This window comes from Caulobacter sp. AVps18 (assembly GCF_058681425.1).
The window spans coordinates 4,132,209-4,154,705 of the sequence record NZ_CM178737.1 but is presented as its reverse complement, the minus strand read 5'-3'; the positions used below and the strand labels follow the sequence as shown (position 1 = coordinate 4,154,705).

The 22,497-nt window shown below is 65.2% G+C and carries 25 protein-coding genes; 15 read left to right on the top strand and 10 right to left on the bottom strand.

Annotated features, from left to right (window positions below):
* Positions 1-7: 7 nt before the first annotated feature.
* Together ACW179_RS18895 and ACW179_RS18890 are read right to left on the bottom strand one after the other, a co-directional pair.
* Positions 8-757, bottom strand: a complete 750-nt coding sequence (locus tag ACW179_RS18895) for an ABC transporter ATP-binding protein (protein WP_492060992.1) — start codon at positions 755-757, stop codon at positions 8-10.
* The gene (locus tag ACW179_RS18890) at positions 754-1,968 is read right to left on the bottom strand and encodes an ABC transporter permease (protein ID WP_492060991.1); all 1,215 of its coding nucleotides are present in this window, start codon (positions 1,966-1,968) and stop codon (positions 754-756) included. The genes ACW179_RS18895 and ACW179_RS18890 overlap by 4 nt, the downstream gene beginning before the upstream one ends.
* Before the next feature lie 227 nt (positions 1,969-2,195).
* Between ACW179_RS18890 and ACW179_RS18885 the strand changes: the two genes are divergently transcribed.
* The 3 genes from ACW179_RS18885 (at position 2,196) to ACW179_RS18875 (ending at position 5,248) form a co-directional block, all read left to right on the top strand.
* Positions 2,196-3,077 carry an EF-hand domain-containing protein gene (locus ACW179_RS18885; RefSeq protein ID WP_492060990.1) on the top strand — a complete coding sequence of 294 codons (882 nt, stop codon included), beginning with the start codon at positions 2,196-2,198 and terminating at the stop codon, positions 3,075-3,077.
* 210 nt (positions 3,078-3,287) lie between these two features.
* Complete coding sequence (locus tag ACW179_RS18880) at positions 3,288-4,568, top strand: NupC/NupG family nucleoside CNT transporter (RefSeq protein WP_492064356.1); 1,281 nt, start codon at positions 3,288-3,290, stop codon at positions 4,566-4,568.
* 62 nt (positions 4,569-4,630) lie between these two features.
* Positions 4,631-5,248, top strand: coding sequence for a glutathione S-transferase family protein (locus ACW179_RS18875; RefSeq protein ID WP_492060989.1), 618 nt, complete (start codon positions 4,631-4,633; stop codon positions 5,246-5,248).
* 134 nt (positions 5,249-5,382) lie between these two features.
* Here ACW179_RS18875 and ACW179_RS18870 read toward each other — a convergent pair whose 3' ends face one another.
* Positions 5,383-5,832, bottom strand: coding sequence for a PaaI family thioesterase (locus ACW179_RS18870; RefSeq protein WP_492060988.1), 450 nt, complete (start codon positions 5,830-5,832; stop codon positions 5,383-5,385).
* Between the two features lie 120 nt (positions 5,833-5,952).
* Between ACW179_RS18870 and ACW179_RS18865 the strand changes: the two genes are divergently transcribed.
* The 6 genes from ACW179_RS18865 (at position 5,953) to ACW179_RS18840 (ending at position 10,205) form a co-directional block, all read left to right on the top strand.
* Complete coding sequence (locus ACW179_RS18865) at positions 5,953-6,255, top strand: DUF3253 domain-containing protein (RefSeq protein ID WP_492064355.1); 303 nt, start codon at positions 5,953-5,955, stop codon at positions 6,253-6,255.
* A gap of 73 nt (positions 6,256-6,328) precedes the next feature.
* Positions 6,329-6,961, top strand: a complete 633-nt coding sequence (locus ACW179_RS18860) for a glutathione S-transferase family protein (RefSeq protein WP_492060987.1) — start codon at positions 6,329-6,331, stop codon at positions 6,959-6,961.
* Between the two features lie 158 nt (positions 6,962-7,119).
* Positions 7,120-7,704: a uracil-DNA glycosylase family protein gene (locus ACW179_RS18855; protein ID WP_492060986.1), complete on the top strand. Its 585-nt coding sequence runs from the start codon at positions 7,120-7,122 to the stop codon at positions 7,702-7,704.
* The gene (locus ACW179_RS18850) at positions 7,701-8,738 is read left to right on the top strand and encodes an alpha/beta hydrolase (protein ID WP_492060985.1); all 1,038 of its coding nucleotides are present in this window, start codon (positions 7,701-7,703) and stop codon (positions 8,736-8,738) included. The genes ACW179_RS18855 and ACW179_RS18850 overlap by 4 nt, the downstream gene beginning before the upstream one ends.
* Before the next feature lie 60 nt (positions 8,739-8,798).
* On the top strand, positions 8,799-9,860 hold the full coding sequence (locus ACW179_RS18845) for a Leu/Phe/Val dehydrogenase (RefSeq protein WP_492060984.1): 1,062 nt from the start codon (positions 8,799-8,801) through the stop codon (positions 9,858-9,860).
* A 48-nt stretch (positions 9,861-9,908) separates the two neighbouring features.
* Positions 9,909-10,205, top strand: a complete 297-nt coding sequence (locus ACW179_RS18840; RefSeq protein ID WP_492060983.1) for a UvrB/UvrC motif-containing protein — start codon at positions 9,909-9,911, stop codon at positions 10,203-10,205.
* Between the two features lie 198 nt (positions 10,206-10,403).
* Here the strand turns inward: ACW179_RS18840 and ACW179_RS18835 are convergent, their stop codons facing one another.
* From ACW179_RS18835 to ACW179_RS18825, 3 genes are all read right to left on the bottom strand, one after another.
* Complete coding sequence (locus tag ACW179_RS18835; RefSeq protein ID WP_492060982.1) at positions 10,404-10,550, bottom strand: hypothetical protein; 147 nt, start codon at positions 10,548-10,550, stop codon at positions 10,404-10,406.
* Positions 10,551-10,581: 31 nt separating this feature from the next.
* Complete coding sequence (locus tag ACW179_RS18830; RefSeq protein WP_492060981.1) at positions 10,582-11,466, bottom strand: transglutaminase family protein; 885 nt, start codon at positions 11,464-11,466, stop codon at positions 10,582-10,584.
* A gap of 89 nt (positions 11,467-11,555) precedes the next feature.
* On the bottom strand, positions 11,556-12,239 hold the full coding sequence (locus ACW179_RS18825; protein WP_492060980.1) for a TetR/AcrR family transcriptional regulator: 684 nt from the start codon (positions 12,237-12,239) through the stop codon (positions 11,556-11,558).
* A 194-nt stretch (positions 12,240-12,433) separates the two neighbouring features.
* Between ACW179_RS18825 and ACW179_RS18820 the strand changes: the two genes are divergently transcribed.
* Positions 12,434-12,934, top strand: a complete 501-nt coding sequence (locus ACW179_RS18820; RefSeq protein ID WP_492060979.1) for a surface-adhesin E family protein — start codon at positions 12,434-12,436, stop codon at positions 12,932-12,934.
* A 44-nt stretch (positions 12,935-12,978) separates the two neighbouring features.
* Here the strand turns inward: ACW179_RS18820 and ACW179_RS18815 are convergent, their stop codons facing one another.
* The 4 genes from ACW179_RS18815 to ACW179_RS18800 form a co-directional block, all read right to left on the bottom strand.
* On the bottom strand, positions 12,979-13,497 hold the full coding sequence (locus ACW179_RS18815; protein ID WP_492060978.1) for a hypothetical protein: 519 nt from the start codon (positions 13,495-13,497) through the stop codon (positions 12,979-12,981).
* Between the two features lie 128 nt (positions 13,498-13,625).
* Complete coding sequence (locus ACW179_RS18810) at positions 13,626-17,039, bottom strand: autotransporter outer membrane beta-barrel domain-containing protein (protein ID WP_492060977.1); 3,414 nt, start codon at positions 17,037-17,039, stop codon at positions 13,626-13,628.
* A gap of 416 nt (positions 17,040-17,455) precedes the next feature.
* Positions 17,456-18,634, bottom strand: coding sequence for a vWA domain-containing protein (locus ACW179_RS18805; RefSeq protein WP_492060976.1), 1,179 nt, complete (start codon positions 18,632-18,634; stop codon positions 17,456-17,458).
* Positions 18,635-18,705: 71 nt separating this feature from the next.
* On the bottom strand, positions 18,706-19,218 hold the full coding sequence (locus ACW179_RS18800) for a GNAT family N-acetyltransferase (protein ID WP_492060975.1): 513 nt from the start codon (positions 19,216-19,218) through the stop codon (positions 18,706-18,708).
* A gap of 88 nt (positions 19,219-19,306) precedes the next feature.
* Between ACW179_RS18800 and ACW179_RS18795 the strand changes: the two genes are divergently transcribed.
* From ACW179_RS18795 to ACW179_RS18775, 5 genes are all read left to right on the top strand, one after another.
* Complete coding sequence (locus tag ACW179_RS18795) at positions 19,307-20,227, top strand: histone deacetylase family protein (RefSeq protein ID WP_492060974.1); 921 nt, start codon at positions 19,307-19,309, stop codon at positions 20,225-20,227.
* A gap of 9 nt (positions 20,228-20,236) precedes the next feature.
* Entirely contained in the window at positions 20,237-20,899 is a 663-nt protein-coding gene (locus ACW179_RS18790) for a histidine phosphatase family protein (RefSeq protein ID WP_492060973.1), read from the top strand.
* A gap of 110 nt (positions 20,900-21,009) precedes the next feature.
* Positions 21,010-21,267, top strand: a complete 258-nt coding sequence (locus ACW179_RS18785; RefSeq protein WP_492060972.1) for an exodeoxyribonuclease VII small subunit — start codon at positions 21,010-21,012, stop codon at positions 21,265-21,267.
* A complete protein-coding gene (locus ACW179_RS18780) occupies positions 21,267-21,611 on the top strand; it encodes a tRNA-binding protein (protein WP_492060971.1) in 345 nt (114 codons plus the stop codon). The genes ACW179_RS18785 and ACW179_RS18780 overlap by 1 nt, the downstream gene beginning before the upstream one ends.
* Positions 21,608-22,492: a polyprenyl synthetase family protein gene (locus ACW179_RS18775; protein WP_492060970.1), complete on the top strand. Its 885-nt coding sequence runs from the start codon at positions 21,608-21,610 to the stop codon at positions 22,490-22,492. The genes ACW179_RS18780 and ACW179_RS18775 overlap by 4 nt, the downstream gene beginning before the upstream one ends.
* Positions 22,493-22,497: the final 5 nt, after the last annotated feature.

Sequence of the window (22,497 nt, the reverse complement as noted above, 5' to 3'; positions counted from 1 at the left end):
CAAAAGTTCAGTGGCTGAGCGGCACGGGATTGGCGTCGGGCGTTCTACGCACGTCGTCCAGGATCCGGCCGTCTTCGATGTGGATGACGCGGTCGGCATAGGCCTCCAACCGCGGGTCGTGGGTCACGCAGATCACCGCCGCGCCGCGCTCGGTCGCCGCCGCGCGCAGCAGCTTGATGACGGTTTCGCCGCTCTTGCCGTCGAGCGCCGAGGTGGGCTCGTCGGCGAAGATCAGGTTGGGGTTCTTGGCCAGGGCCCGGGCGATGGCGACCCGCTGCTTCTCACCGCCCGACAGCTCGGACGGGCGCTGGTTGACGCGCGGGCCAAGGCCCACCGATTCCAGCGCCGCCTGGGCACGCCGCGCCGCCTCGCCGGGGCCGACACCCTGATACTTCAGCACGGTCATGACCTGCTGCTTGGCCGTGAGGGCCGGGAACAGGTTGAAGCCCTGAAAGATGAAGCCGCAGTGATCGAGACGGAACTTGTCGATCTTGCCGGACGACAATGACCACAGATCGTTGGCTTCCAGCGCCGTGACCTTGCCCTCATCAGGCTTGAGCAGGCCCGACAGGGCGGCGACCAGGGTCGACTTTCCTGAACCTGATGGACCCATGACCATGGTCACGTCACCGTGCTTGGCGTCGAAATCCACGCCCTTGAGCACTTCGATGAAGGTGCGGCCGGTCTTGAAGCGCTTGACGAGGTTGTGGGCCGAAAGGGCGCTCTGGCCGCGCAGGTGGCTGTGATCATTGCTCATCGCAGCAGGTCCGCAGGTTGGCTGTTCTTCAGGACGCCCAGCGACAGGAAGCCGGAGAGCATGGCGATGATCACCAGGAAGACGGCGACGATGACGATCAGGCTGGGCGGGAAAAACATCGGTACGCCGCCCGCGCTGGCCAGCAGGGTGACCAGCCAGGTCAGCAGACCGGCCGCGCCGACGCCGACGATGCCGACCCAGAAGCTCAGCTCCATGACGATATTACGCAGGTCGCCCATCGACACGCCCAGGGCGCGCAAGGAGGCGAACTCCTTGATATTGGCCATGATGGCCCCGCGCAGGGTCTGCCAGGTGATGGCCACACCGATCAGCAGACCCAGGAAGGCCGAGAAGCCCAGCATGATGCCGATGATCTGATCGTCCAGCATGGCGCTGGAATTAGCGTCGGCCAGTTCTTGACGTGTCCAGGCCCGGAACTTGCCGTTGGCCTTCTTGTTCATCTGGGCCGCGACGATCTCGGCGCGGGCCGGGTCGCGGATCTGCACCATCAGGGGGCCGACGCGTTGTCCTGTATCGGCCTCTCCCAGCATCCGCAGCGTGTCCCGCGACATCACCAGGGTCGGCTGAATGATGTTGGGATAGCCGGTGGTGACCACAGCAATGGTGATGGTCTTGCCGTTGTAGATGGCCTTGTCGCCCTTTTTGACGCCGAGACGCTTGAGAGCGGTCTGGTCGACAGCGACAGCATAGGGCTGGCGCAGGGCCTCGATCATGTCCTGGGTGTAGTCCGTCGGGACCGTGACATAGCCCGGAATGGCATCGACAACGGTGACGTTGACGAATTCAGTCTTCCGCCCGCCGGTCTCACGGCCCTGGCCTTTTTTCTCGCCCTTGGAGGCAGCCTTGGCGCGCGCGTCGATCTTGGCCTGTTCTTCTGGTGTCAGGATGTTCTGGAAGCGACCACCGGACCCGTCCAGCGGGGCGACCTGGGTGACTTCAGGATGGCTATACACCAGGGGGATCATCCGGCGTGGCAGGCCCGACTGGCCGCCGCCGAACAGGGCCTTGGCCCCGGGGCCAAGCACCATGATGTCGGCGCGGGCCCGGTCGATCTGGGCGGTAAAGCCCTTGCCGATCCCAACAAACATCCCGACCTGGGCAAGGACGAGCAGCCCCGAGAAGGCCAGAGCGACCACGGCGGCCATATAACGACGCCACTCGTACAACAAGGTGGCCAAGGCCAGCGACATGCGAACAATGCTCCCCCAATCAAGGGTTGCAGCAATGAACGGCGATCGGCCAGCGGCCAAGTTAAATCGGGGTAAGGCAATTTGCGTCTCGCCCCTGTTGAAACATTTCGATGCGGCAACATGCTGAAATGTGGAATGTTTTTCGCTTGCTGCTTCGTGCGCCGGGCTTCCGGAGCGGGCGATCTGGTCCTTCGGCCAAGACGCTCTGAGCACACAAGGAGCATCCAATGACCGTTTCCAGTGTCGGTTCATCCACGCTGACGCAGCAATTACGCCAGCTTCAGCAGTCAATGTTCTCTACGGCCGATACCGACGCCGACGGGTCGCTGTCGCTCAGCGAGTTCCAATCCATTGGGCAGAATGTGCAGGGCGGCGACGAACGTCCCCCTGCGCCGCCCATGGGCGGGCGGGGCGGGCCCGGCGCGAGTTTCAGCGGCGACACACTGCGCTCGCTGATGTCGGTGCAGATGCTGGGCTCGGACGCCGGTTCGATCCTCAGCAGCGGCGACACCGACGCCGACGGCCTGATGTCGGCTGACGAGATTTCGAGCGCCCTGGCCGCCAATGCGCCGGAGCAGGCCAAGGGGCTGGGCCTGGAAGGCAAGATGGCCGAGGACATGATCACCGCCCTCGATTCGGACGCCGACGGGGCGCTGTCGACCGACGAGATCGCCTCTGGCCTGTCTTCCGCGCAATCGGCCATGCAGGGCATGCGGGGCCCGCCGCTGGGTGGCCCGACGCCGTCGGAAACTGCCAGCGAAAGCGCGTCGGCGTCGTCCTCCGCCAGCGGCTCCAGCACATCCTATGACACCCGCGACACCAATGAAGACGGAACCGTCTCGGCCAGCGAACTTCTGGCCTCTCTGGACACCGATGAAGACGGATCGCTTTCGACGTCCGAGTTCGACGTGTTGATGGACGCCCTGAGCGCGGTGCAGGACTCGAACGACAGCGCCCAGGCGAGCGCCAAGAGCGACACCGGCGCATCTGGCGCCGGCGGCTCCAGGCCCAGCGTCGCTTCAGACCTGATGCAGAAGCTCCTGGCGCAGCTGAATGCCGCGATGACCTCCGGTTCCACGTCCGCCGGCTCCGTCAGCGCCACGGCCTGAGGCCATCCCCTTCCTCCGGTCTTTTCGGCGATACGGGATATCGTCGGGATGGTCGGGGGAGGGGGACACCCTGCCGTCCAGACGGCACAAGCGCCTTCCTGCGGCGCAATGCGCGCAAGCCGCTTGCCTCTAACGGTAAACTTGGTGTCAATCTCGCCGCTTGGCCGACGTCGCGGGGGCGTCGCCTAGTTCAGAGGTTCTTCCGTCTTGATGTTTCGTCCCGAGAACGTTCAGGCCCTTGCCGGTCTGGCGCTGACCCTCGGCCTCTGCTGGCTGGTCTCCGAGAATCGCAAGCGCTTCCCCTGGAAGCTCGCCATCGGGGCCGTCATCGTGCAGGTCGGCCTTGTCCTGCTGCTGTTTGGCCTGCCGCAGGCCCAGGCCATGATGCGCGGCGTCAATGGCGCAGTCGAAGGTCTTGCCGCGTCGTCCCAGGCCGGAACGGCGTTTGTGTTCGGCTTTCTGTCGGGCAACGACACGGCCTTTAACGCCGCCAATCCGGGCGCGGCTTTTGTGTTCGCCTTCCGCGTCATGCCGGTGATCCTGGTGGTCTGCGCGCTGTCGGCGCTGCTGTGGCACTGGGGCATACTGAAGCTGGCAGCCAAGGGCTTTGGCTTCGTTTTCCAGAAGACCCTGGGCTTGCGCGGCCCGCCGGCCCTGGCCACCGCCGCCACCATCTTCATGGGCCAGATCGAGGGCCCGATCTTCATCCGGGCCTATCTCGACAAGCTTTCGCGGTCCGAGCTGTTCATGCTGATCGCTGTCGGCATGGCCTGCGTCAGCGGCTCGACCATGGTGGCCTACGCCACCATCCTGGCCGACGTGCTGCCTAACGCCGCCGCCCACGTGCTGACCGCCTCGATCATCTCGGCCCCGGCCGGCGTGCTGCTGGCCCGGATCATCGTGCCGTCTGACCCGATGGAGAAGGCCGCTGATCTGGACCTCACCACTGAGGACAAGACCTATGGCAGCGCCATTGACGCGGTGATGAAGGGCACGACCGACGGTCTGCAGATCGCCCTGAACGTCGGTGCCACCCTGATCGTCTTCGTGGCCCTGGCCACCATGGTCGACAAGACCCTGGGCGCCTTGCCCGACGTCGGCGGCCAGCCGCTGAGCATCGCCCGCGGCCTTGGCGTGGTCTTTGCGCCCCTGGCCTGGTCGATGGGCGTGCCCTGGAAAGAAGCCGGCACGGCCGGCGGCCTGCTGGGCGTCAAGTTGATCCTCACCGAGTTCACGGCCTTTATCCAGATGTCCAAGACCGGCGGAGCCCTGCTGGACGAACGCACCCGGATGATCATGACCTACGCCCTGTGCGGCTTCGCCAATATCGGCTCGGTCGGCATGAACGTGGCCGGCTTCAGCGTTCTGGTGCCCCAGCGTCGCCAGGAAGTGCTGGGCCTGGTCTGGAAGGCAATGATGGCCGGATTCCTGGCCACCTGCCTGACCGGCTCGCTGATCGGCCTGATGCCCCGGTCCCTGTTCGGGCTTTAGGCCCTTCCTTTCCCCTGGGAAACGCGATCATCCTCCCGGTCAAAAGCCGGGAGGATTTTCGTATGAAGCTCTATGACAGCCGCCGCGCGCCCAATCCGCGCCGGGTCCGCTGGTTCATGGCCGAGAAGGGGATCGAGGATGTCGAGATCGTCGACATCGATATCTTCAGCGGCCAGCATCGCACCCCCGACTATCTGGCCAGGGCCGGCCTGCCCAATGTCCCGGCGCTTGAGATCGACGAAGCCACGACGATCACCGAGTCAGTGGCGATCTGCCGCTATCTGGAAAGCGTCTATCCCGAGCCCAATCTGTTTGGCCGCGATCCGCTGGAGATCGCGATCATCGAGATGTGGACGCGGCGGGCCGAGATGCTGCTGTCGACGCCGCTGATGATGGCCGTGCGGCATGGCCATCCGGCCCTGGCCGCGATCGAGACCCAGGTGCCCGAGATTGCCGAGACCAATCGCAAGGCCGCAGAGCGGGCGCTGAAGGTGTTCGACCGCCGGCTGGGCGAGAGCGCGTTCATCGCCGCCGACCGTGTGACCATCGCCGACATCCTGGCGGTCACCGGCATCGACTTCGCACGTATGGTGCGGTTCCGGCCGGACGCCGAATTGGTGAATGTGGGGCGGTGGCTTAAGGCGATGATGGAGCGGCCGGCGGCCAAGGCCGGGGTTTAGCGAGACAATGTAGATCCTCCCCCTCTGGGGGAGGTGGCCTAGAGGGCCGGAGGGGGGCAGCTCTGCCTAGGCCGCATTGGCCCCCTCAGTCGCTCCGCGACAGCTCCCCCAGAGGGGGAGCATCTACCCAATACCTACCGCCCCCTGATCCTTTTGATCACCCCTGAAAAGCCCAGCATCGGCGAACTGCCCGTCGAGACCAGCCCGCGCACGAACAGCAGCGAGCCGCCGGCCTTGGTCACTTCGCCCGTCGCCGTCACCAGATCGCCCGGACGGGCGGGGCCCATGAACTCGCCGTTCAGGCTGACGGTCACGGCATGCTGTCCGGCCAGTTCCTTCCAGGCGATGGCGAACAGCGAGAAGTCGGCGAAGGTCATCATGCAGCCACCGTGCATGAAGCCGCCGCCGTTCATGTGGCGGGTCTCTGCGCGAAAAGCGGTGGTTACGGCGCCGTCTTCGTCCTTGAAGTAGAAGGGGCCGGACTGATCCTCGAACGGGTCCAGGCCCGACCAGGTACGCCAGCCGGCCCAGTCGCCGGTCTCGACCAGGCGTGGTCCGCCGGGCGCGTCGTTGCCGCCATCCATATGCTTGTCCCCTCAAAGTCTTCGGGCCTGAGCTAGAGCCGCGTCGAAAGGTGCGCAAGCCGTCCCTCGCGTAAGGCGACGATCCGTGGCATGGAACCGTCCATGACGACCCCGATCCCCATGACCAGTCCTATTCAAGAGACCATCCTTTCCCAGCTGGCGGGCCTGCCGGAGGGAAAGTCCATCGACCCCATGAACGTCGCCAAGGCGGTGCAGCCCGAGCGCTGGCAGCAGATTCTGGGTCACGTGCGCACCAATGCCATTGAGCTGGCCAAGGCCGGGACCATCGTGATCCTGCGCCACAACAAGCCGGTCGATCCCGAGAAATTCCGCGGTGTCTATCGCCTGCGCACCCGCCTTCCGGGCGATCCGACCAGCTTCGAGGCCGCAGTCAAGGACGACGGCGCGGACGACGATATCTGATCGGGCACGACTAGGTCTTGAATCGAAACTTAATCGGTGAACTATGAGCCCCAACATTTTGGGGAGTTCACCGATGCTGATTCACGGCTCGTCGCTGTCGCCGTTCGTGCGCAAGACCATGGCCTTCGCCACGGAAAAGGGTCTGACCTTCGACAACAAGGTCGCGCGACCCGGCTCGCCTGATCCAGAGTTCCTGGAGATCAGTCCGTTCAAGAAGATCCCCGGCTTTCAGGACGGCGACTTCAAGATCTCCGACTCCAGCGCCATCGTCACCTATCTTGAGGCAGCCTATCCCGAGCCCAACCTGATCCCGCTTGAGCCCAAGGCTCGCGCCCGGACGATCTGGTTCGAAGAGTTCGCCGACAGCATCTTTGTCGGGGCGGCGGGCAAGATCTTCTTCAACCTGGTCGTCGGTCCCCGATTCATGGGCGTGGAAAGCGATATGGCGGCCGTCGAAAAGGCCACTCGGGAAGAGATGCCGCCGGTGCTCGACTATCTGGAGAAGATCGCGCCGCAGAGCGGTTTCCTGATCGAGGAGCGCCTGACCCTGGCCGACATCGCCGTGGCCAGCCCGTTCGCCAACCTTATGCACGCGGGCTTTGACTTCACCCACTGGCCCAAGGCCAAGGCCTGGGCTGACGCCATCCTGGCCCGGCCCTCGTTCGCGGCGGTGATCGCCAAGGAGCGGGGTTTCCTGGGCGGCTGACCCAACGGTTGTCATCCCAGCCAAGCGCGAAGCGCGGCTAGCCGGGACCGTCAGAAGCTCAGAGCTTGTCGCGGTCCCGGGTCTTTCCAGGGCTTTCGCCCAGGATGACAGTTTCGGGGGCAGCTTGGATATTGCAAGCGGTTCCCTAAGTTCGCCCCATGTCCCTCGACGCGCTCCTCTCCGACATCGCCGCCTGCCGGGCCTGCGCGCCGTACCTGCCGCACACGCCCCGGCCGGTGACGCGGGTCGGTCAGCAGACACGCATCCTGATCGCCGGCCAGGCACCGGGGCGGCTGGTTCATGAGACTGGGCTGCCGTTCAATGATCCGTCCGGCGTGCGCCTGCGCCAGTGGATGGGGATTGACCGCGAGACCTTCTATGGCCGGCCCGAGATCGGGGTGGCGGCCATGGCCTTCTGCTTTCCAGGCACCAATCCCAAGGGCGGCGACTATCCGCCGCCACCGCGCTGCGCGGCGCTGTGGCGGCCGCAACTGCTGGAGCAGTTGCCGAACGTCGAGCTGACGCTGCTGGTCGGTAGCTATTCGCAAGCCTGGGCGCTGGGCGAGCGGGTCGGCAAGACCATGACCGACACTGTCGCGGCCTGGCGCACGTTCGGGCCCAAGGTCCTGCCCATGCCGCATCCGTCGTGGCGCAACACCGCCTGGCTCAAGCGCAATCCCTGGTTTGAGGAAGAGGTCACACCCTATCTTCGCCAGAGGGTGGCGGGCATTCTGGGCGCATGAATCGCAGGGCCCTCCTTTTCACCGCCTCGGCGGCCACGCTTTCGGGCTGCGCACCTCTCACCCAGACACTGGACCTGGCTCCGCTGGGCTTTCGTGGGCCGCGCTTCGAGGGCGACGATTTCGTCAGCTTCGACGGCGCGCGGCTGGGCCTGAAGACCTGGATGCCCAGGGATGGCGAGCCCGAGTGGGTGATCGTCGGCCTGCATGGCATGAACGACTATTCCAACAGCTTTCACCTGGCCGCCGGCTGGTGGGCGGGGCAGGGGATCGCGACCTATGCTTTCGACGTGCGGGGCTTTGGCCGCTCGCCCGAGCGCGGGGTCTGGGCACCGATAGGCATGGTGGTCGAGGATATCCGCACCTGCGTGGCCCTGGTGCGCGAGCGCCATCCTCGGGCCAAGGTGGCCCTGGCGGGGATCAGCATGGGCGGTGGCCTGGCGATCGTGGCCATGACCGACCCCGATCCGCCCAAGGTGGATCGCCTGCTGCTGTTCGCGCCCGCTGTCTGGGGCTGGTCCGAGCAGCCCCTGCCCAACCGCGCCAGCCTGTGGATAACCTCGCACATGGTCGGCGGCTGGGTGGTGGAGCCGCCCGAATGGCTGGTGCGCAGCGTCATGCCCAGCGACAATCTCGACGAACTTCGCCGCATGGGCCGCGATCCGATGATGATCTGGGGCGCGCGGTCCGACACCATCTACGGCCTGGTCGGCCTGATGGAGAGGGCCTCGCGGGCGACCGACCGGATTCCCGTGCCCACGGGGTACTTCTACGGTGCCAACGACCATATCATCCCCAAGGCCGCGACGGTTGACGCTGCCGCTCGCCTGAAGGCTGGCGATCGCACGGCCTTCTATGCCCAGGGCTGGCATCTGCTGCTGGTTGACCAACAGGCGCCGGTGGTCTGGCGTGATGCGGAAAGCTTCCTGCGCGACCCCGCCGCGCCCTGGCCGTCTGGCGTTCCGGCCATTCCGCGCAACGTCAAGGCGATGGAGGCGATGGTCCCCAAACCGCGCAAGGCGGCTTCGGGGTTGTGAGGTTGCGCCGGTGAGCGTACACCCCGGTGCATTCTTCCTGTCTTCGGCGAGACCTGCGGCATGACCTTGTTCGATTCCCCCGATTTCGAGGGACATGAAGGCGTTCATTCCTTCTTCGACGAAAAATCCGGTCTAAAGTCGATCATCGCCGTCCATTCCACCGCCCGCGGCCCGGCTGCCGGTGGGTGTCGAATGTGGGACTATGCCAGCGCTGACGCCGCCCTGACTGACGCTCTGCGCCTGTCGCGCGGCATGTCGTACAAGAACGCTATGGCCGATCTGGATTTCGGCGGCGGCAAGGCCGTGATCATCGGTGACAGCCGCAGCCAGAAGACGCCGGAACTGTTTGAGGCCTTCGGCCGGGCCGTCGACAGCCTGAACGGCAGTTACTGGACCGCCGAGGACGTCGGCGTTTCGCCGTCCGATCTGGAAAGCACCCGCAAGACCACCCGCTATGTCGCCGGGCTTGAAGGCCATGCGGCCGCCTCAGGCGACCCGTCGCCGGTCACCGCCGAGGGCGTGTTTCGCGGCGTACGTCTTTGCGTCGAACGGGCGCTGAATCGCGACCTCAAGGGCGCGCATGTGGCGATCCAGGGCGTGGGCCATGTCGGCGCCTATCTGGCGCAAAAGCTTCATGCGGCCGGCGCGGTCCTGACCATCGCCGACGTCAATCAGGCGGCCCTGCAAGAGGTCGCGGCCCTGACCGGTGCAACCATCGTTTCAACCGACGCGATCTTTGACGTCGAGGCCGATGTCTTCGCCCCGTGCGCCCTGGGCGGCGCGGTCTCGGCCGCGACCCTGCCGCGCCTGAAGGTCAAGGTGATCGCCGGCGGCGCTAACAATCAACTCGCCGACGCCATGATTGGCCAGACCGTGTTTGATCGCGGCATTCTCTATGCCCCCGACTACGTCATCAATGGCGGCGGCATCATCAATGTGGCGGCCGAGATTCGGGCGCTGGAAGCGGGCGGTTCGTTCGACGGCCAGTGGGTAGCCACCAAGCTGGACCGCCTGGCCCAGACCCTGGGTGAGGTGATCGACCAGTCGATCGCTGAAAAGCGTCCGGCCAACCTGGTGGCCGACGAGATCGCCCGGGCCAGGATCGCGGCGGCGCGGGGCTGACCTTAAGCCGTCTCGCGCGTTCTCCCAGGGCAACCCGGGAGCCTCGCCATGCCCACGCCGTACCTAGACGACCTGAAGCGCCAGATGGAAGAGGCTGTCGCGGCCCAGGATTTCGAAACCGCCGGCAAGCTTCGCGACCAGATCGAGGGCGTGCGGCACGACAACCTTGTGCGCGGCGTTGAGCACCCTCCTCAGGCCTCCTATTTCCAGCGGCAGGTCCCGGGAAAGATGGGCCTTGGCAGCGACCAGCAGGTCTATACCCCGCCGGCCGGCTGGATTGCGCCCCGGAAGCCTGATCCTATGACCGCCGGCCACTCCAGGGGGGCACGGCGGCGCAAGCCCTAGTCCCTCGCGGTGCGTCCGCTGAGGTTGGTGCCGGCGTCCTTGTTCAGCGCCAAAAACAACGGCATGGCCAGCAGGGTCATACGCCTGATGGCCAGCTAGGGCCGGGCAAAGTGATCGGGCGTCAGGGAACCGTTCGTGCCGCGTGCCAGGTGAAGCTGACCCCGAGGGCAAGGCCAACCATGGCCCAAGCCAGGGATCTCAGTGGCCGGGACGCGGCTCGAAGCTGCGCTTCTCTTTCAATTTCAGGCATTCAGCGTCGGGCTTGCGGCCGTGCTGCGGCTTGGGCTCGGACTTTCTAACGCTGTAGTGGGTCATGGGGTCTTGGTGCTGGAAGCCGTTGGTCATGGCCTTACCTCCCAAACGTCCCATCACTCTATCACGCCGCTTCGCTGACGGTGCCGAGCAACTGGACATCCACGGAGACGTGAAGTCTTGCGGCGCCTGGGTCGCCCAGGATCGCGCCCGAAACCGGCATCGCCTGGGCAGGCGTGCGCGTCGCTGCCACTCGGATCAGGTCGGGGGACTCGGCCAGTCCGTTGGTGGGGTCGAACTCGATCCAGCCCAGATCAGGCAGGAAGACCTCGCACCAGGCATGGGTTGCGCCCGCGCCGCGCACCGAGCCCGGCGCGCTTGCGGGGCAGTACAGATAACCGGTGGCGAACATCGCGGCGTAGCCTAACTGGCGCAAACCCTCGACCATCAGCCAGGCCAGATCGCGGCAGGCTCCCGAGCCAAGGGCCAGGGTTTCCAGCGGCTTTTGCACCCCTTCTGCATAGCGGGCGACATAACCGAACTGGCTGTGGATGGTTTCATTGACCCTGAGCAGGAAGTCCAGCGCAGGCTCGTCCAGCCTGCTGGTCAATCCGCGCAGCCACTTCAACAGGATGCCGTCGGGATCATCGGTGACGGGTACGATGAACGGCTCAAGCGTCGCGCGATCTTCGCGCGCATAGACGATGGGCGACAGGGTGTGGGGGTTGTCGATCCTCAGCGGGGATAGCGGAGCCGGGAAGCGGTCGATGACCAGTTCGCTGCCGATGCTCAAGGACGTCGCGACGCCTTGAGGATGGAACAGGCACACACAATTGCCGTTCGCGTCATAGGTCCAGCGCGTGTCGCCCGGCGGCGACAGCTTTAGCGAGGCGCTGACAATGCGCAGGGCGTGACTGTCGCGCGGCCGGATCAACAGCCGGTGCTGGCCAAAGCCCACGGCGCGATCATACTCGTACCGGGTTTGGTGAAGGATGCGAAGCCGAGCCATCGGGCAGTTTAACCCGGTCGCGGCGGCTTCGTTCCAGCTTCTGGCTCAACGTGTGCCGCTGACGTCCGCGACCCGAGCCCGATCCGAGGTCAGGCGGCGAAGCCGGCCTCGGCGAAGGCCAGCATGCGGGCCAGCAGCGCCACGACGTCGCCTTCGCTGGTCGTGCCTTCCGACAGCACGTTCAATCGGTCGAACTCGGCGAAGCGGTTGTTGTGCAGCATGCCCAGGGTGAAGTGCAGGCGCCAATAGACGTCTTCGGGCGAAAGGTCGGGGCGGCCCACTAGCAGGGCGTCGGAGAAGCGGCGCAGGTGCGAGACATCAGTCTTCAGAACCTGGCGGATTTCATCGGTGCCCTCGCTGCGGGCCCGGATCAGGAACTGGAGCGAGATGCGGCGTTCATGGTCGGGGGCCAGCCAGCGCAGGGGAGGGGTCAGCAGGGCGGCCAGCACCTCACGCACGGGCGGCTTGCCCTGATTGCGGTCATTGGCCTCGTGCAGCATGCGGGCCCGTTCGCGATTCAGCTCCGCAGTGCGGCGCCGGAAGATCTCGAACAGCAGGGCGTCCTTGGAGCCGAAATGATAGTTCACCGAGGCCAGATTGACGCCTGCTGCGGCTGTAATGTCGCGCACCGACACGTTCTGGAAGCCGTGAAGGGCGAACAGGCGTTCTGCGGCGATGAAGACGAGATTCTTGGTCGCGGCTTCAGTCTCGGCGGCCTCGACCCCGACCTCGTTGAGAACGGGCGAAGCGACGGCGTCGGTGGTCGGACTCACTACAATTTCCCCTTTACCCGTGGGGAAGTCTTACGGCTGTTCGAATTTGGCGCAAGCGTCAAGATGGGCCGAGCGCTGATGAAATGCCGCTTGAGCGAGGGTATGCGGGCCGAGCAAGCGCCGCGAACGCGATGTGCTTTCCTTGGCGGCGAAACGCAGTAGGGTAGCGGTATCAAGCGACGGAGGGCGCGGCGATGATCGGTACGGCTTTGGCCTTGATGCTGCAAAGCGCTCAGACGCCCGCGCAGCCAGATGACCCTGCCAATGTGGATTCGGTCACCGTGACCGCCGCCGGCAAGAAGGTGTCGCTGCCGCCCTGGTCGCGACAGGTGCGCGCGATCGGCTGGCCATTCCTTGGTCTGGGTCAGGACAAGACCGTGCTGATGTTCGCCAAGACGGGCAGGTCAGTGGCCGGCGCGCCCTACCAGCGGGTCTGGGTGCGCCACGAGTTCCGGCTTGAGCAGGTTGAGGCCCTGGCCGCGCCACCCCTGACCTATCGCTCCGAGCGCCTGGCTCAGGATGTGGATTGTGAAACCCGGACATTCCGAAGCCTGGCCGTCTATCGCTATCCCGAGAATAACCTGGGCGGCGAGGCCGTGCCGTTCGCTTTTGAAGACAAGACTTGGGTAAAGCCCGAGCCCGGCACCTTCGACGAAACGGTGGTCGAGGCCGCCTGCATGAGGCCGGCCTCTTAAGGCATTGTCGGAAAAGCAATCTATGGCGTTTCGCCAGGGCGGCTTTACCGCGCCTGCGACTGTAAAACGGCAGGATCGGCCGCCAGGCTCCAGAGGTAGATATTGCGTGCGCGGGTGCCGGCGCGCAGGCGCTTGAGCTCGCCCGCCTGCTCGCTGGTCAGTCGCAGGCGCTGATAGCCGCGCCCTTTCAGGCAGGCCGTCAGAACCGGTTCGATCTGGCGAGCCACCTGGCGCCAGGTGCGGTCCATGCGCATGCGCGACTGGGCCGCATAGTCGAGCACGGCGCTGATATCGGGATTTGGGCTGGTCAGGTCGGGTTGTGGCGAGCCGTCCATCTGGGCGGCCTCGGTCATGAAGGCCAGATCCACCTGCGGGGTGCTGACCGTAGCCTTGGTCTCGGCGTCATAGGCGCATTCCACGGCGTCGGTGCGGTATTGCAGGAACGACACCCCTGGCTTGCCCCAGGTCTCGCCTTTGGGCTGGGCCGCCAAAGCGCTGGTCGTCTGGCCGGCGAGACTCGCACAGGCCAGCACAATGGCGATGGTTCTGACGCCCTGGTTCATGACCGCGTTCCCTATGCCTGATCGTAGGGTCGTTTGCCTGCCGCCACGCGTCAAGATGATACCCATTCAAGAAAAACCCCGACGCCAGGGGCGCCGGGGTGATCGAGATTGTTTTTGATCGCTGCGGCTTACCAGCTGCGTTTGACCATGAACCGAAGGCCATAGCCGCTGACATGGGATCCATAGTTGCCGCCGGCTTCCGCGAGGAACTCCATACCGCCGGCCTGGGCCAGGTGGGCCCCCACCCGCACGTCGGCAAAGGCACCGCCCTCGCGATTGGCGAAGGTGATCGGATTGCTGGTCGGGTTGAAGGTGACCTTGTCCGCGCCGCCGAAGTCATTGACCGCAGCGACAGCCAAATAGGGCGTCAGGATGCCGCCCATGGCCGCATGAGGCTTGGCGCCGGCGCGCACGCCCACCTTGGCCCGAAGCAGGGTGTCGCGCGACAGGGCCACGGCCACGTCCTGGACGGTATAGTTGTTCAGGGCCTCTTCGTCGCCCTTGCGCGCCACGGAGCCACGGCTGGCGGTGACTGCGGCCGAGGGTTCGACGAACCAGCCGCCCATGGTCATGTGCTTGCCGGCCTCGAGCGTAGCGGCGAACTGGCTGGTCTTCAGCGACTGGCGGTAGTTGGCGTAAGGGCTCTCGATATCGCCGTCGCCCCGGTCGTAGCGGACCAGAGCGTTCATGAAGAAGGCGTTGGGCGTGTAGGACGCATAGGCCCCGATGTTGAAGCCCTTCACCTCGTAGGTGTCGCGGGTTTCCTTGAAGGTGGCTCGCGAGGTCGCGTAGCCGGCGGTAACGCCCAGCACGGCGGCCCCGGTGCTCATGCCCTGCAACACATCGACCCCGAACTGGCCGCCAGCATAACGCTGGTCGTAGTCGAGGCGATAGGTGGTCTGCACGCCCAGCGGAGCGAGGGTGCGGCTGTCGTCGCGGCGCTCTTCACCACCGAACACCTGCGCCCAGGTGTGGACGCCCTCGGGCACATCCTCTTCCATCGCCAGGGTGCGATAGCGTTCGAGATGCGAGGACCAGGCGGCCTCGGCCTTGAAGAAGAGGTTGCGACGGATCTCGGCGAACTTCACCGTTTCGACGGCTGCGGTGTCAGGGATGCGGATCAGCGAATAGATGCTGGAGGTCGCATCATAGATGATGCCTGACTGCGTCAGTCCCTGGCGCAGCGTGCCATTGGGCAGGACGAATGCCGTTGCACTGGAGCCGGTGGCGGCCTGTGCAATGGCGATCTTGCCGAAGCTGCCCGGCGCGCCGAGCTGGTTGATGACGACGGTCGTGGCCCCGGTCGCTGTTCCGGCGATGACCAGCCTGTCGCTGACACCGGACTGGATATCGAGGTTCAGCTGAGCGCCAGTTCCGCCGACATAGGCTCCGGTGACGCTCAGGATGTCGCCGACGACCCCGTTCGACAGGCTGACCGTGCCGTTGTTGTTAAACCGTGTCAGGCCCGCGAAGGTCGTGGTGGTGGCGACGGGGAGGGCATTGGTCAGGCCCACCTGAATCCGGCCGCTGTTGTTCAGCGTGCTGACATTAGCTGAGCTGAAGTTCGACTGCATGTTGGCCGTGAACCAGGTTCCGGCATTGCCGAAGGTCATGGCTGTGGCCGTGGCGTTGTTCAGGGCACCATTGATCACGCCACCGGTCGCGTTGGACCAGGTGATTGCGGTGGGGTTGGGCGAGCCGAGGGAGAAAACGCCGATCGCATAGCCGGCGTGGTCGTCACGACCGGTGGTGATCGTTCCCGTGTTGGTCAGGGAGACCTCGGAGGCGTTGACGAAGCTTAGCGCCGCCCGGCCGATCTCCGGGCCAAGCGCATTGATCGTGCCGCTGTTGGTGACGCTGGCCGCGCCCGAGGTCGACAGCACGACCGCCGATGTGCCGCCCCTCGTGGTCTGGACAGAGCCGGCGTTGTTCAGTGACAGGGCACCGCTGGTGGACGACAGCAGGAAGCCGCCGATGCCCTGGACTTGAACGCCACTGGCGACGCTGACATTGACCACCCCGGTGGACGAGCCTGCCCGAACCGCCGTGCTCGTGGTCGAGCTGACATTGGCCCCGAAGTTGAGCGTGCTGGTTCCGGTCGCTGCGAAGGTCTGCACGCCAAACAGGGCTGTCGCATCGATCACGCCGTTGGAGTCGAGGCGCAGGGCGCCCGAGCCGGCGTTTGTCAGGTCGATCACGGCGGGACCCAAAGCCCGCAGGACGCCGCTGTTGGAAACGATCAGGTCGCTGGTTGACGCGGTGCCCGTAATGGCAGCGTCAATCGCACTGGCACCGAGCACGCTATCGGCCGTGCCCATTGCTCCGGTGTTGTTCAGCGTTATGCCGCCGCCGACGGTGCGAGCAAAAATGCCGGTAGCGAGGGCTTCGCCGCTGAACACGTTGCTGTTGCGCAGGGCAGCACCGTTGTTGAAAACGATGCTGCCGTTCGTGCTGGTGAGCGACACAATGCTCTTGCTGGCCTGGCCGGCGGGTGGTGAGCCAACGCCTTCGAAGATTGTGGTCCCGGCGGCGGCGCTGAAATTGATATTGCCGTTCGCCGTGATCAAGGAGACCGCGTTGCCCACGCCGCCTGAGTTTGCGTCGCCGGTCACGTCGGCGGCCGTCGTCAGGTTGATGGCGCCAGCGCCAGACGTCCGGGCAAAGATCCCGTCATTCTGGGCCAGGATGGCTGCGTTGGCCGACGTTGAAATAGTCAGGTTTCGCGAACCGCTGGAATTGATACGGATACCCGAACCGCCGACCGTGATCGCCCCATTTGCCGCTACATTGATCGCGTCGACATTGGTCGGGTCTTGCGCACCGATCAGGATACCGTCGCCGGTAATGTATGTCGGGGCGGTGATCGAACCGCCGGTGGTAACGTTGATCGCGCCCAACGGTCCGTTCTGAACCAGGGCGATGCCTGCGCCGTTTGTCGCCTGCAGGCTGGCCTGACCGGTCGAGACGGTGATGGCTCCGCCCGCCGTGATATCGATGGCGTCGCCGTTCAGGCCGGTCACCTGGCCCTGGCTCAGCGCCACGCTCGCCGATCCACCGGTCGTGATACGGATTGCGTCGGTCTGGCCGCGCACCAGAAGAGAGGCGTTGGTGGCGGGGGCGGTGAGGTCCAGCGTGACCGCGCCCTGCGCGCCGCTGAGGTTCACGGCTGAGCCGCCGGCGGTGGTGTTGATGATTGCCAGCGATGGGCTGGCGGTCGTCAGCGTACCTGTGGCGGTGCGTCCAACCGCGATGGCGTCAGCGACTGCGGTGGTGACCCGCAATCCGCCATTGGTCACATTGACCGCTCCGCCCGGCGCCTGCTGCAGGGTGACGCTGATCGGCGAGGCCGGCGTATAGGCGATGCCGCTGGAATAGGTCCCCGGGGCACAGGTGACCGACTGGCTGACTGCGGGGCCGCACTCGTCGGCGGCCAGGGCGCTGCCGGGCAGGCTCAGGGCCACGCCGGCGCCCAGCAGTCCCGCCAAGGCGGGTGCGGCGCTGGTCATCAGAACAAGCGCCAGTCGTTTCGTGCCGCGAGCCATGGACCCCCCATTGGCGGAGATTCGAGTATTTCTCGGCGGACCTTGCTTGGTTCGAGGGGAAAACTCAAGCGATGGTGGCTTCATTGAGCCACCGTATGTTACGCCACGTTGGCTGGTTGAAAATTTGCTGAAACGCACACCATTTCAGCCTAGGGCGCTACTTGTGAAGTCATGACCGACAATTGCCGCCAATCTCTGGGGTGGAATGTTTGCCGTCGAGGAATATGCTCTGTCAGCGCAAGGCTGAACCCGTCTCGAGGTCTGTGCATCGCTGCTGAGACCTCTATTACATGACGCGACAGGCTAGCGGGTTTGGGCGATTGCAGGTTCTGACGACGCCGCGAATCAGCGATCCCGTCCGCCGTCGGGTGGCGCAGGGTGGACCGGGGGCATCTGCTGACGCGCAGGTTTGAGGTCTAGCCGCGCACCAGTTCGCGCATCGCCTTGTCCAGGCCCTCGATCGTCAGAGGGAACATGCGGTCGTTCATCAGGGTCTTCATCACGCCGATGGACTGGGTGTAGTCCCAATGCCGCTCTGGCGTCGGGTTCAGCCAGATGGCGCTTTGATAGATGTCGGCTACGCGCTGCATCCAGATCGCGCCGGGCTCCTCGTTCCAGTGCTCGACGCTGCCGCCCGGATAGGTGATCTCATACGGGCTCATTGTCGCGTCACCGACGAAGATCACCTTGTAGTCGCTGGGGAACTTGTGGAGCACGTCCCAGGTCGGGATCTTTTCCACCTGGCGGCGACGGTTGTCCTTCCACACAGCCTCATAGAGGCAGTTGTGGAAATAGTAGAATTCAAGGTGCTTGAACTCCGTCTTGGCGGCGCTGAACAGCTCCTCGCAGAGCTTGATATGGCCGTCCATCGAGCCGCCGATGTCGAAAAACAGCAGCACCTTGATCTTGTTGCGGCGCTCGGGTCGCAGCTGGATGTCCAGATAGCCCTTTTCCGCCGTGCCACGGATGGTGCCGTTCAGATCCAGTTCCTCTGCGGCACCTTCGCGGGCGAACTTGCGCAGGCGGCGCAGGGCCACCTTGATGTTGCGGGTGCCCAACTCGACGCTGTCATCCAGGTTCTTGTATTCGCGCTTGTCCCAGACCTTCACGGCCCGGCCGTGGCGGCTCTTGTCCTGGCCGATGCGGACGCCTTCGGGATTGTAGCCGTTGTTGCCGAACGGGCTGGTCCCGCCCGAGCCGATCATCTTGTTGCCGCCCTCGTGGCGCTTTTTCTGCTCCTTCAGGCGCTCCTGAAGGGTTTCCATCAGCTTCTCGAAGCCGCCCATGGCCTCGATCGCCGCCTTTTCCTCGTCGGTCAGGAACTTCTCGGTCAGGGCCTTGAGCCACTCTTCCGGGATGTCGGCCGTCAGGCCGTCATTGACGGTCTCCAGCCCCTTGAAGACGTGGCTGAAAACGCGGTCGAACTTGTCGAGGTTCTTCTCGTCCTTGACCAGGCTGGCGCGCGACAGGAAGTAGAAGTCCTCGATCGAGCGATCGATGACGTCCTTGTCCAGCGCCTCCATGAGCATCAGGTACTCGCGCAGGGACACCGGCACCTTGGCCGATCGGAGTTCTGAGAAGAAGCGCAGGAACATGGCGGAGGGCCTCGAACAGTTGTTCGGAGCATGGAGGGTTCTTTATCGAGACGCAACGGGGGGCGTTGGACTCACCCCCGCCGCAGGATGAACTCCAGGTCCCGCGTCTCGCCGACCGGGAAGAAATACTCGCCGACCTTGGCAAAGCCCAGACGCTCGTAAAGCTTCTGAGCACCGAAATTTTCTGACCAGACACCGATCCAGAGCGGGCGGGGACCGTCCTTTTCCAGCCAGTCCAGCGCGGTGTTCAGCAGCATCGAGCCTTTGCCGCCGCCCTGGTGCGCCTTGAGCACATAGACGCGCTTGAGTTCGCCATGGCCGGGCTGGACGTCGGGGTGGGGCAGGTCGCAGGGGCCGGCCAGGGCATAGCCGATGGCCTCGCCATCGTCTTCCAGTAGCCACGTGGCCTTGGAGGGATCGGCCAGATCGTTTCGGGTTCGCTCCAGGCCATAGGCATAGGCCAGGAAGGTCTCCAGATCCTCGGACGGATAGAGATAGTCGAAGGTCTGGCTGAACGTGCGGGTGCCCAGGCTTGAAACCGTATCGGCGTCTTCGAGGGTGGCGCGGCGGATCAAAAGAGTCATGACGGCTTCAATAGCTGCGATCTTGCGGTTTCGTCCAATGTCGCTCTTGCGATAGGCTTTCCCGCCAAGCGCCCCACAAGGATCTGTGATGGACGTCTCGCTCTACACCCACGCCGACATGCTGGACCACCGGCCCGGCGACGGCCATGCCGAGCGCCCCGAGCGCCTGCAGGCGGTGATCGACGCCCTGGACGACGATCCCGCGCTGCATCTCGAAACCCACGAGGCGCCGTTGGTCGATATTGCCGACCTGGCTCTCGTGCATCCGCAGGCCTTCATCGACGGAATCCTTGCCGCTGCGCCGCGTTCAGGCCGCGTGGCGCTGGACCCCGACACCGTGCTGTCGACGGGCAGCCTGGGCGCGGCGCGGCGGGCAGCCGGGGCGGCGGTTTCAGCGGTGCGTCAGGTGGCGGCCGGACAGGGCAGCCGGGCCTTCTGCGCTGTGCGTCCGCCTGGGCACCATGCCGAGCCTGGAACCGCCATGGGGTTTTGCGTCTTCTCCAACATCGCCGTAGCGGCCCGGGTGGCGCAGGCCTCGGGCCTGCGGCGGGTGGCCATCATCGACTTCGACGTCCACCACGGCAACGGCACGCAGGCGGCGTTCGAGCACGACCCGACCGTGTTCTTCGCCTCGATCCACCAGTCGCCGCTCTATCCGGGCACCGGTGATCCGTCGGAGACGGGTCTGGGCAATATCGCCAACGCCACGGTGTCGCCCAATGCCTCGCCTCAGGTCTGGCGGGCCATGTTCGAGGGGCTGATGGACAAGGTCGATGCCTTTTCCCCCGACCTGGTCCTGGTCTCGGCAGGCTTCGACGCCCATGTCCGCGACCCGTTGTCGGCCCAGAACCTGGAAGCCGAGGATTTCGCCTGGGCGACGCGAGCTATCGTCTCGGTGGCCAATGCCCGCGCCAAGGGCCGTATTGTTTCCTCGCTCGAGGGCGGCTACGACCTGCAGGCGCTTGGGCGGTCCGCCGCAGCACATGTCAGCGCTCTGCAGGAGGGATGAAGGACACGAATGGCGCGCCTGGCGCACCCCAATCGGGTCTTCCACAACATGGCCGACGCAATGCCCGCCGACCACATTCCCGTTGCGGCCGCGCCGTCGCGTTGCGGCCTGATCACCCTGGCGCGCCATGGCGAGCCGGCCCTGTCGCGCAAGGTGCGCTTCAACTGCCAGGCCTATGGCGAGTGGTGGGCCCTTTATGAAGTGGGCGGCCTGAAGCCTGACCAGCCGCCGCCGGCTGCCCTGGTCGAAATGGCGCGCGACGCCGGCGTGATTCTGGCCTCGACCCGTCGCCGCGCCATCGAGACTGCTCAGGCCGTCTTTGGCGAGCGGGCCTTTGTCACCGACGAGCTCTTCATCGAGGCGCCTTTACCACCACCGCCCTGGCCGCGCTGGATCAGGATGACGCCCAGCCATCTGGGCTTTTTCGCCCGCTTCTGGTGGTGGTTCTTCAATAATCACGGTGGGCAGGAGACCCGCGCCCAGGCCGAGGTTCGCGCCGACCGGGCCGCCGACCTGCTGATCGAACGCTCCGCGAACGGACAGGACGTGCTTCTGGTGGCCCACGGCTTCTTCAACTGGATGATCGCCCGGTCGCTGGAGAAGAGGGGGCTGCGTCGGATACTCGACGAGGGCCACGGCTACTGGAGCGTCAAGCGCTTCGCTCGGCCCTGAAATCGCGGCCCCGCCGTCGTATTCTGACTTTCCTTAACCCTGGGCGACCTCTACGCCGTTGCCCGCATGTCGCCGCGCCACTAGGGTGCGACGTTCTCCTCGGAGTTGAAATGACCGACGCCCCGAAAGCCCTGGATGGAGACCTGGCCGGCCTGAGCTTCGAGCAAGCCCTGGCCGAGCTGGAAGCCATCGTCTCGCGCCTGGAGTCGGGACAGGCTCCGCTTGAACAATCCATCGACATGTACGAGCGCGGCGCGATTCTGAAGGCGCACTGCGAAAAGAAGCTGGAGGCCGCGCGCCTCAAGGTCGAGAAGATTGTCCTGGGTCAGGGCGGTGCTGTTTCAGCTGAAGCGACGGACTTCGTCTGATGGGATCTGCGACGATCACCTATGACGAGTTCGAGAAGGTCGACATCCGCATAGGGACCGTCACCAAGGCCGAGCCGTTTCCCGAAGCGCGCAAGCCGGCCTACAAGCTGACCATCGATTTTGGCCCGGTCATCGGGATCAAGCGCTCGTCGGCCCAGGTCACCAAGCATTATACGACTGACGAACTGGTCGGTCGCCAGGTGGCCGCTGTCGTCAATTTTCCGCCGCGCCAGATCGGGCCGGTGATGTCTGAAGTGCTGTGTCTGGGCTTTCCGGACGCCGAGGGCGGCGTGGTGCTGCTGGGCGTGGATCGCGCGACGCCGGACGGGGGGAAGCTGTTTTGATCGATCTGGAACGCCGCATCGTTCAGGCCGCCGACATTGTCACCGTGGCGCTGGACGAGTTGTTGCCCCGTGCCGAGGGCCCTGAAAGCCGCCTGACCGAAGCCATGCGCTACGCGGCCCTCGGGCCTGGCAAGCGGCTGCGGCCGTTCTTCGCGCTTGAAACGGGCAAGATGTTCGACCTGCCGGAGCGGCCGGTGCTGCGGGCCGCCTGCGCGCTGGAGTGCATCCACGCCTATAGCCTGGTGCATGACGACCTGCCGGCCATGGACGATGACGACATGCGTCGCGGTCGCCCGACCGTTCATATCCAGTATGACGAGGCCACCGCCATCCTGGCCGGCGACGCCCTTCAGACCGCAGCCTTCGAGATCATGGCTCACCCCGACACCCATGACGACGGCAATGTGCGCTCGGAGCTGGTGCGCAAGCTGGCCATCGCCTCCGGGGCCAAGGGCATGGCCGGCGGCCAGATGATCGACATTCTGGGCGTTCGCGACGACCTGGGGGCCGTGGCCCGCATGCAGCGCCTGAAGACCGGCGCGCTGATCGCCTTCGCCTTCGAGATTCCGCTGATCATCGCTCGGGCAAAGGATTCCGAGCGCGCCGCCCTGATGGCGTTCGCCCAGGACCTGGGTCTGGCCTATCAGATCGTCGATGATATCCTGGACGCCGAGGGCGATGAAGCCGTGCTGGGCAAGGCCGCCGGCGGCAAGGACGCCGCCATGGGCAAGACCAACTATGTCACCCTGCTGGGCCTGGACGCCGCCAAGGACCGGATGACGCTTTTGGCAGCCCAGACCAAGTCTCACCTCGATATTTTCGGCGAACGCGCCGATCATTTGCGCCGTAGCGTCGATTTCGTGCTGGACCGCCGCAACTGACCGCG

Bases quoted from the DNA above. Each gene is read 5' to 3' on its own strand.
- ACW179_RS18895 (WP_492060992.1), bottom strand. From the start codon at position 757: ATGAGCAATGATCACAGCCACCTGCGCGGCCAGAGCGCCCTTTCGGCC.
- ACW179_RS18890 (WP_492060991.1), bottom strand. From the start codon at position 1,968: ATGTCGCTGGCCTTGGCCACCTTGTTGTACGAGTGGCGTCGTTATATG.
- ACW179_RS18885 (WP_492060990.1), top strand. From the start codon at position 2,196: ATGACCGTTTCCAGTGTCGGTTCATCCACGCTGACGCAGCAATTACGC.
- ACW179_RS18880 (WP_492064356.1), top strand. From the start codon at position 3,288: ATGTTTCGTCCCGAGAACGTTCAGGCCCTTGCCGGTCTGGCGCTGACC.
- ACW179_RS18875 (WP_492060989.1), top strand. From the start codon at position 4,631: ATGAAGCTCTATGACAGCCGCCGCGCGCCCAATCCGCGCCGGGTCCGC.
- ACW179_RS18870 (WP_492060988.1), bottom strand. From the start codon at position 5,832: ATGGATGGCGGCAACGACGCGCCCGGCGGACCACGCCTGGTCGAGACC.
- ACW179_RS18865 (WP_492064355.1), top strand. From the start codon at position 5,953: ATGACCAGTCCTATTCAAGAGACCATCCTTTCCCAGCTGGCGGGCCTG.
- ACW179_RS18860 (WP_492060987.1), top strand. From the start codon at position 6,329: ATGCTGATTCACGGCTCGTCGCTGTCGCCGTTCGTGCGCAAGACCATG.
- ACW179_RS18855 (WP_492060986.1), top strand. From the start codon at position 7,120: ATGTCCCTCGACGCGCTCCTCTCCGACATCGCCGCCTGCCGGGCCTGC.
- ACW179_RS18850 (WP_492060985.1), top strand. From the start codon at position 7,701: ATGAATCGCAGGGCCCTCCTTTTCACCGCCTCGGCGGCCACGCTTTCG.
- ACW179_RS18845 (WP_492060984.1), top strand. From the start codon at position 8,799: ATGACCTTGTTCGATTCCCCCGATTTCGAGGGACATGAAGGCGTTCAT.
- ACW179_RS18840 (WP_492060983.1), top strand. From the start codon at position 9,909: ATGCCCACGCCGTACCTAGACGACCTGAAGCGCCAGATGGAAGAGGCT.
- ACW179_RS18835 (WP_492060982.1), bottom strand. From the start codon at position 10,550: ATGACCAACGGCTTCCAGCACCAAGACCCCATGACCCACTACAGCGTT.
- ACW179_RS18830 (WP_492060981.1), bottom strand. From the start codon at position 11,466: ATGGCTCGGCTTCGCATCCTTCACCAAACCCGGTACGAGTATGATCGC.
- ACW179_RS18820 (WP_492060979.1), top strand. From the start codon at position 12,434: ATGATCGGTACGGCTTTGGCCTTGATGCTGCAAAGCGCTCAGACGCCC.
- ACW179_RS18815 (WP_492060978.1), bottom strand. From the start codon at position 13,497: ATGAACCAGGGCGTCAGAACCATCGCCATTGTGCTGGCCTGTGCGAGT.
- ACW179_RS18810 (WP_492060977.1), bottom strand. From the start codon at position 17,039: ATGGCTCGCGGCACGAAACGACTGGCGCTTGTTCTGATGACCAGCGCC.
- ACW179_RS18805 (WP_492060976.1), bottom strand. From the start codon at position 18,634: ATGTTCCTGCGCTTCTTCTCAGAACTCCGATCGGCCAAGGTGCCGGTG.
- ACW179_RS18800 (WP_492060975.1), bottom strand. From the start codon at position 19,218: ATGACTCTTTTGATCCGCCGCGCCACCCTCGAAGACGCCGATACGGTT.
- ACW179_RS18795 (WP_492060974.1), top strand. From the start codon at position 19,307: ATGGACGTCTCGCTCTACACCCACGCCGACATGCTGGACCACCGGCCC.
- ACW179_RS18790 (WP_492060973.1), top strand. From the start codon at position 20,237: ATGGCGCGCCTGGCGCACCCCAATCGGGTCTTCCACAACATGGCCGAC.
- ACW179_RS18785 (WP_492060972.1), top strand. From the start codon at position 21,010: ATGACCGACGCCCCGAAAGCCCTGGATGGAGACCTGGCCGGCCTGAGC.
- ACW179_RS18780 (WP_492060971.1), top strand. From the start codon at position 21,267: ATGGGATCTGCGACGATCACCTATGACGAGTTCGAGAAGGTCGACATC.